The following is a 7,501-nucleotide window of genomic DNA, read 5'->3' as shown; positions in this document are numbered from 1 at the left end:
GTATGAGATCTTTCATCTTAATATCAACAGCAAAACTACCAGGCGCTTGTCTTGGAGGAAACTCTTTAAAGGTTGCTAACATTTGCCTAACTTTAATTTGTGCCGGGATCAACACAAAAGCCCTCTTGTACCACCAATTATCATAGCCAAAGCCTTGATCGCCTTTTTCATAGGGGTCAATTGCTAAATCAAACAGTTTGGGAATTCTTAAGGTTTTTTGTGGTTGAGTCCAAACATCAATACCTTTACTTTCCTGAATTTTAAAATGAAACTTCCAACGACCATCGCGCATAGCGAGTAGTTCGCCATCATCAGACCAGTAGAAAAATTGATTACGTGGACTTTTATCGATTTTCTGACTTAGATAGTCAAGTTGGTTGTACCCATCTAAATGGTTCTTATATTGCTTACCATTACTGGCTTTATAACCTGATAGTAATTGGTTCTTCACATCACTATTACCAGCAATACTCACTAAAGTTGGGAACCAATCGGCAGACGAGACTATTCCATTAAACTTTGAATTTGGATTGATATGATTTGGCCATTTGATAAGCGCTGGAACTCTAAATCCTCCTTCCCAACCGGTGTTTTTTTCCCCTCTAAATGGGCTAGTGGCTGCGTCTGGCCAGGTCGCATTCATTGGACCGTTGTCAGTGGTGTAAATCACCACTGTATTATCTTCAATATCGAGTTGCTTGATCTTTGCCAGTAGGTGACCAATATGGTTATCGTGCTCAACCATGCCGTCAGCATACTCACCTAAACCAGTAACACCAGAGTTATCGTCACTCACGTGAGTGTAATTATGCATGCGAGTTGTGTTATACCATAAGAAGAATGGTTTTTTTCTCTCCACCTGACGACTAATAAAGTCATAGGCAGATTCAAGGGTTTCGTCATCGATCGTTTCCATACGCTTGCTGTTGAGTGGCCCGGTATCTTCAACTGAGCCATCAGAAAAAGAATGAATTACACCCCGCGGGCCAAAGCGTTTCTTAAACTCTGGAGACTTAGGGTAATCAATGTTTTCAGGTTCTTCTTCGGCGTTAAGGTGATAAAGATTACCCATAAACTCATCAAAACCATGCTCAGTAGGTAGCATATCATCACGGTCACCTAAGTGGTTTTTACCAAATTGTCCAGTTGCATAACCGAGGTCTTTTAACGTCTGAGCTAAAGTAATATCCTGGGGTTGTATACCTTGGCTTGCTCCTGGCAATCCGACTTTACTTAAACCTGTTCGCACAGGCATTTGGCCAGTAATAAATACTGATCGCCCAGCAGTACACGATTGCTCAGCATAATATGAGGTTAACATTGCACCATCATTAGCTATGCTATCGATATTAGGCGTTTGATACCCTAGTGTACCGTTATTATAAGCTGAGATATTACCGTAACCGATATCATCACCAAATATCACCACAATATTAGGCTTGCTGGCAGCATAGGTGCTTATTGAACCAAGAGCAAAACCCAGCCCCATAACTAAATTAGTTATTATTTTTATCATCATAAATATCCATATCGTTAATTAATCGACTCATTACAAGAGTCATTAGACCTAATCTATAAGTGCAGCAGCTAATACGCCGGAATATAAGTCCCAAAACCCATGCTTTTCCCAAGTTCAGGGGTTATTTTATCGAATTCGCAGGCGAGCTTTCCGTTAATGAATACTTGCTCGATTAAGCCCGGATTACGGTTTACAAGGCGTTGTAAACCAAAGTTTTCCATATCAGCCCAGCTGACTTGCTCGAGATTTTGATTAAATTTAGCGGGATTTAACACCACGACGTCGGCTCTATCACCAATACGAATACGACCAGCATCAATATTGAACCACTGCGCTTGATCGCCCGTCATCCGAAACACAGCTTGCTCCATCGTCATAATCGCTTGGCTATTTTTAGTTGGCTGATTTTGGCTTTCATCAATGCTTTCACTAACTAACTTAAGCATACGTAGCGGTAAGTTATAAAAAGCCATATTACGGATATGCGCACCTGCATCACTAAAGGTGATCAGTGACTTCTTATCTTTAACCATATTCTTAAGCACGTCTTTACGATGGTTGGCAACTGTGGTGTACCAACGAAGATCGGTACCATATTGCACAACTAGGTCGAGGAAAAGATCCACAACATGGATCTGCTTGCTAGCGGCAACATCAGCAAAGTTTTTACCAACAATCGATTCATCAGGACAAGCAAGTATAATCGCGTCGCCAAAGTCACGTTGCCATACACGGGGACTGAGTTTTTCGCCATAGAACTTTCTAAACTCACGGCGGTAAGTTTCATCTTTTAGGAGCTCGTTGCGAGCAATTTTATCTTTTAAATCAAGTGCCAGTTCACCAGCACCAAACTCTTCAAAAAAGACGACATCAATACCATCAGCATAGACTGTAAAAGGCGAGGGCAGCACCTGCCAACGAAAATCGCCATTAAATAAATTGGTCACTCTAGCGGCAAGGTTTGTAATTTTACTTAAATAAACACTGCCCTTAAGATCCATTCGGCTAATTAGCGTCGTTTTAAGGCGCTTTTTAAAAATGCCCATACATTCACGCATATATTGATTTATTTGTAATATGGCTGCGGCATTCGGCGCTCCTTGATGCACTCGTCCATATTCACGCACTAGGTTATTGAGGCGAGAGATCTCTTTCCATTTTGCATAAGTACTGGGTAAACTTTTTGACCATTCACGGTCGCCATCAATTTTGTCCCACTTAAGGCACATAGTCGACAAGCCAAGAAAACCTACGTCAAGTGACTCTTTAAGTAAGCTTTCCATTTTTCGCATTTCGGTTTCAGTAGGAGTGACGTTTAGATCTGTTGCTCGGCTAAGCCCCATGACACCTACACGTAAATCACTGTGACCAAGCAGGCTTACAACATTTGGTCCAAGAGGGTGTTGCTGAACAAATTCGACCCATTGTCTAGGCGTACTCCATGTTTTATATTGCTTTAAAATGGGCAACACTTTCTCGCGAGGGACGGTTTCAACCCGGGTAAAAATATCGGAGGCATCTTCATATTCACTACAGACCATGCTTAACGAGCAACTGCCAACAAGTACTGTTGTTACGCCATGGCGCACCGATTCAGACAGGCTTGGACTAATAAGCAGTTCCGCATCATAATGGGTATGGGTATCGATAAAACCTGGCATCACCCACTTACCATTGGCATCAATAACATTCATACAACCACTCTCATCAATAGCAGTGTTGGATACCAAGGCAATCTTTCCGTTTCTTATTGCAATGTTTTTGATCGAAGAAGCTTCACCTGTGCCGTCAAAATAACGGCCTCCCTTAATAACTGTATCATACATAGATATATAACCCTCGAATTGAAAATTTTATTTGCAACTTTGTATTAACTAAATTATAACATCTCTAGTTTTGTTTCTTATCATTTAGCGACAAGTTAGTAATTACTTGGTCATACCAATTTAAAATAGGTCTTTTATGCAACAATACTACTCAATCCGAAGCGCTTCATTGTCTGGTATAGAACACCTAATTAAAGAGTTAGGAGGCGACCTTAATTCTTTACTTGTTCAATGTAATTTGACTACGCAAGATCTGCTCAATCCTGAAAGCTTAATAGACTTTGCTAGCATGATTAACTTACTTGAGCTAGCATCTCAGCAGCTTAATTGTAAAGATTTTGGTTTAAAGTTAGCGAAAAATCAGGGAATTGAAGTACTTGGACCTATAAGCCTTATAATTCAAGCTAGTGAAACGGTACAAGAGGCTTTAGATAATGCACAGCGTTATATGGCTATCCATAGTCTTGGAGAATATTGGATATTAAAAGAATTTGAACATTTGGCTTATATAGAACGCTATCAAATATCTCAAGATGTTAGCTACGCAAAACAATATAAAGAACTATCTTTGGGTGTATGCTTAAATTTGTTAAAAAATCTAATAGGTTCATCATTAAAAATAGAAAGATTAGAATTTTCCCATACACCTTTGTCCATAAGTTCCAAATATCAAAAATATTTTGGGTGTTCAGTTGTCTTCAATCAAGAGCATGATCGCCTTATTTTTAGCCGTGACTACTTATATACCCCCTTACAAGCAACTTTATCCAAACATAAGCGCCATTATGAACAGTATTTAGACCTGCTAATTTTTCAATCAGGGGATAACATAGAACGCAAAGTTCGAACTCTAGTTTTGCAAACAATGGGATTACATAGTGCCAATATCAATGATATAGCACACATGCTTAATATGAGCCCACGAACTTTGCAAAGGCGATTAGAAATACACGACACGAATTTTCAGAAATTACTCAAGGATGTACGTATAAGTGCAGCTCGATGGTATTTAGAGTCCAGCAGAATTGATATTACATTACTGTCAGAATTATTAGGTTACAGAAATGTGAGTGGGTTTAGTAAAGCATTCAAAAATACGTATGGGAGCTCACCTTTAAAATGGCGTCAGCAAGCCTCAAACCGATTATAGTAATATCAGGACTTCTATCGTCACTATGCCACTTATGTATAAATACAATACTAGAAATAGTTTTGAACAAATACCTTATAATATTTCCAACTAAATAAAGCTTTGTTGCATAGTTCCGTGGAACTAAATCAAGAACCTATGATCTGATCTGCCATATTCACACTGTCTCGTAGCCTTAAGCCTAAATCTCGCAACAAAACAACCAACAGAAAGCAACACAACCATGACCAACGAAGTGAAGCGTGTGTGTGAAACATTCGGTCTAACAAAGAAGATTACGTAGAAATCTACAAGTACTCGGTAGAAAGCGCTTTTGCTTCAGACGAAGTGAAAAAGCACCTAATGGGTTTCGTTGAGCAAATCTAATTGGTAAAGCGCGCCTTTTGCTGAATAGCTGGGCTCACTTAGCATTAGTGCTTAAAGCACAAAATAGGAAGAGAAAGGCTGAGGCTTTTCTCTTTTTTTATGTCCAAAAATCGCTAATCTTGCAGTATTCGTCATTTAGACCGAGACTCTCGGAAAGTGGGCAGCATGAGTAATACAAACGATCAAACTGAACTCGATAAAATGTTATCTGGGCAAGTATATGATGGTGCAGACCAAGAAATTGATACCATACGTACCAATGCCAAAAAGGCGTTAATGGCCTTCAACAACCATCAAAATCCAGATCAACAACACACATTGCAAGAGCAGCTATTCGGTAAAGTCGGGAGTAGCAGCTTAATCCAGCCCCCTTTTCATTGTGAGTTTGGAAAAACCATCGAGATTGGTGACGACACCTTCATCAATATGAACGTCGTAATGCTAGATGGTGCGAGAATCAAAGTCGGAAACAATGTTTTAATTGGACCAAGCGTCCAATTCTATACGCCATCACACTCCCTTGATTATCGTAGCCGTCGTAAATGGGAAACCTTCTGTTTACCGATAACAATCGAAGATGATGTGTGGGTTGGTGGAAACTCGGTCATCAACCAAGGCGTGAAGATTGGGGCTCGCTCGGTTATCGCGGCGAACTCTGTGGTCAACAGCGATGTACCGCCAGATTGTCTATACGGTGGCACGCCGGCGAAGTTAATTCGACACTTGGATACTGAGCAATAAAGTTAAATAGAAAAATAAAGCTCATTAAAAGAACAAATAGAAAAAGAGGCGATGTTCATGATGAAACAGCGCCTCTTTTTAATCGATTCGTTTTAGCTTTTATCAGTCTTTTCTATCCGTCGTTTTTCTACTTATCTTGCCTACCTAGATTATCTACATAGAGAAACCTGACTAAAATAGATAGCTTGAGAATTTCGCTACATGGTCACGTAAATTCGACGCCAAGAGCACGAAGTTCGTTCTCACATTGCGCAGAATCGATAAACTGAATACCCGCCATACCTACGGCTTTTGCTCCTTCTACGTTGTAAGGCATATCATCAATGAACACCGTTTCTGAAGCCTCCAGTCCATTATTTGAAAGCAACGCTTGGTAAATCTCAGGCTGCGGTTTAAGCATGCCAAGTTCAGCGGATACGGCTGCGCCATCAAACAAAGGCCAAAATTCGTAGGTGGCTTTTAGGTGTTCAACAATCTCGACCACGTTGTCGGTAAGTGCATACACACCATACCCAGCACGCTTTACGCGCTCGATAAGGTCGACAGAACCATGCAATAAGATCTGCGTTTTCTTAACGTAATAAAACAGGCGGTCGCACTCTAATGAAGATAAATCGAGCTCTTGTTGGTAGCGAAGTTTGGCTTCATTTTCGGTTAAGAACCCTTTGTTCAAATCCGACCAAATCGCACTTTGGAAAATCGAAAGCGCTCGGGCTTCAGGGTCGGCAATGTTACCAAACGTTAGTTGAGTAATTTCCAGCGGCGACCAACGCACAATCACATTACCCACATCAAATACGACATTTTGATTTGATTCGAACTCATACCCTACTCCTGAATTAGTCACTTAAAATAGCAACAACACAGACATTAAATGCCGCACGTTAAAGTTCATAATCTTGTTTTACAAAATGAGGACTAGAATCACAAGATGTAATCAAGTCAGCGCAAAAGGTGGTCACTAGTACCCCTAACTAACCCTATTTATCATCACCCACTTAACCTTCTATGTTACAATTATGAGTCATTCAGAGCGTACTGAATCCCTGATTTAGTTCACTATTCTTTAGTCACAGTGAATACACTTTAAAGTTATTGATCTATGAAAAAGTACGAGTTAGTTGTCCAAGATATTGTGAGCAAGATCTGTCAAAACAGTATCAATCATAAGCTTCCCGCGGAAAGAGAACTCTCTGAAATATATGGGTTATCTCGATTTACTATTCGAAAAGCGCTAGCCAAGCTAGAGGCTATTGGCATGGTGAAATCTAAGGTGGGTTCTGGTTACTTCGTCAACACTTCTCTCATTGGTACACCACTGGTGTACAACTCCATTACTGAAAACAGTTTTGAAGAGATCTCTTATAAAAAGCTCCAACTGAATAAAGCGCTACCCGATAACCACGAACAGCAGATTTTTTCTTTAGACGACAATGACTACATCTGGAAAATTAGACGGCTTCGATTGATTAACAACAAAGTAGTTCAGATTGAAGAAGCCAAGATCCCTGTCAGTGTCTTCCCAGAGATGAATGCCGAGATCATTGAAAGCTCAATCCAGAAACATGCATTGGCGAAAGGTCTTCAGATCGATAGCTACTTAACGACGTATCAAGCGATCAACGTATCTAAAGAAGACGCGGAGTTGCTCGGCTGCAAAAAAAATGCCGCGGCGATGAATATCACCAACCGAGGTTTCTTAGCATCGGGGGATCTATTCATCGTCAGCGATATCATCGACATCAAATATCAATGCACCTATCACACTCCTTTTAACAATGAGAGCATGAGCTTCCGAGATAAGAAGTAACCTTTTAATTCGATTTAATATGGTTAATTTTTATAGATATAAGTTAATTACTCTATAGATTAGCCACTAATATTATTTCACATCTAATA

General features: G+C 40.1%; 5 protein-coding genes and 2 pseudogenes. 4 read left to right on the top strand and 3 right to left on the bottom strand.

The window, feature by feature from the left end:
- Together AB4517_RS00470 and AB4517_RS00465 are read right to left on the bottom strand one after the other, a co-directional pair.
- Positions 1 to 1,516: arylsulfatase (locus AB4517_RS00470; protein WP_372147680.1), on the bottom strand; the 1,516-nt coding region annotated here is incomplete at its 3' end.
- A gap of 71 nt (positions 1,517 to 1,587) precedes the next feature.
- On the bottom strand, positions 1,588 to 3,345 hold the full coding sequence (locus AB4517_RS00465; RefSeq protein ID WP_371725646.1) for an amidohydrolase family protein: 1,758 nt from the start codon (positions 3,343 to 3,345) through the stop codon (positions 1,588 to 1,590).
- Positions 3,346 to 3,481: 136 nt separating this feature from the next.
- Here AB4517_RS00465 and AB4517_RS00460 point away from each other — a divergent pair, with 136 nt between their 5' ends.
- From AB4517_RS00460 to AB4517_RS00450, 3 genes and pseudogenes are all read left to right on the top strand, one after another.
- The gene (locus tag AB4517_RS00460; RefSeq protein ID WP_371725647.1) at positions 3,482 to 4,495 is read left to right on the top strand and encodes an AraC family transcriptional regulator; all 1,014 of its coding nucleotides are present in this window, start codon (positions 3,482 to 3,484) and stop codon (positions 4,493 to 4,495) included.
- 202 nt (positions 4,496 to 4,697) lie between these two features.
- A pseudogene (locus AB4517_RS00455) lies at positions 4,698 to 4,861 on the top strand (adenosine deaminase); the annotation flags it as partial.
- Between the two features lie 165 nt (positions 4,862 to 5,026).
- Positions 5,027 to 5,602, top strand: coding sequence for a sugar O-acetyltransferase (locus tag AB4517_RS00450; protein ID WP_017061090.1), 576 nt, complete (start codon positions 5,027 to 5,029; stop codon positions 5,600 to 5,602).
- Between the two features lie 205 nt (positions 5,603 to 5,807).
- Here the strand turns inward: AB4517_RS00450 and AB4517_RS00445 are convergent.
- A pseudogene (locus AB4517_RS00445) lies at positions 5,808 to 6,427 on the bottom strand (HAD family hydrolase).
- Positions 6,428 to 6,704: 277 nt separating this feature from the next.
- On the opposite strand from AB4517_RS00445, the gene AB4517_RS00440 reads away from it, so the two are divergent.
- Entirely contained in the window at positions 6,705 to 7,412 is a 708-nt protein-coding gene (locus AB4517_RS00440; RefSeq protein WP_017065208.1) for a GntR family transcriptional regulator, read from the top strand.
- Positions 7,413 to 7,501 lie beyond the last annotated feature (89 nt).

It is taken from the genome of Vibrio sp. 10N.222.52.C3 (assembly GCF_041474195.1).
Taxonomy (GTDB): Bacteria; Pseudomonadota; Gammaproteobacteria; order Enterobacterales; family Vibrionaceae; genus Vibrio; species Vibrio crassostreae_C.
The sequence above is the reverse complement of the archived record's forward strand: the minus strand, read 5'-3'. Positions and strand labels throughout refer to the sequence as shown.

What these genes read in the sequence shown, in the direction of transcription:
- AB4517_RS00450 (WP_017061090.1), top strand. Translation starts at nt 5,027, where the DNA reads ATGAGTAATACAAACGATCAAACTGAACTCGATAAAATGTTATCTGGG.
- AB4517_RS00440 (WP_017065208.1), top strand. Translation starts at nt 6,705, where the DNA reads ATGAAAAAGTACGAGTTAGTTGTCCAAGATATTGTGAGCAAGATCTGT.
- AB4517_RS00460 (WP_371725647.1), top strand. Translation starts at nt 3,482, where the DNA reads ATGCAACAATACTACTCAATCCGAAGCGCTTCATTGTCTGGTATAGAA.
- AB4517_RS00465 (WP_371725646.1), bottom strand. Translation starts at nt 3,345, where the DNA reads ATGTATGATACAGTTATTAAGGGAGGCCGTTATTTTGACGGCACAGGT.